Origin of the sequence: Marinobacter iranensis, from assembly GCF_029207565.1 — a bacterium.
Lineage (GTDB): Bacteria > Pseudomonadota > Gammaproteobacteria > Pseudomonadales > Oleiphilaceae > Marinobacter > Marinobacter iranensis.
Map to the genome: position 1 here is coordinate 1 of NZ_JANCMW010000416.1, position 235 is coordinate 235.

Consider the following 235-nt stretch of genomic DNA (forward strand, 5'->3'; position numbering starts at 1 on the left):
CGTACGTCGTACGCATTCTGAAGCTGCGAGCCCCATAGGCTCGGCCCGTACGGCTCCATCCGCTCGAAGACGCCGCTGCGCTTGGCGAACTGCGGATCGATGAGGGAGGGAGCCGTCGTCTTCGGCGAAATCATACGAGCGATGCCGGGGAACGTCATCAGGGAGACCTGGCCCAGCAAGCTGCTCTTTCGAGCGCCGTGATTCCTGCAAAACAGCACGAACTCTTTAGCAAACT

At 60.4% G+C, this 235-nt stretch carries 1 protein-coding gene; it reads right to left on the reverse strand.

The window, feature by feature from the left end; genetic code table 11:
• Positions 1–235, reverse strand: a 235-nt coding sequence (locus NLU14_RS22925; RefSeq protein ID WP_275710946.1) for a hypothetical protein, incomplete at both ends; no start/stop codon positions are given.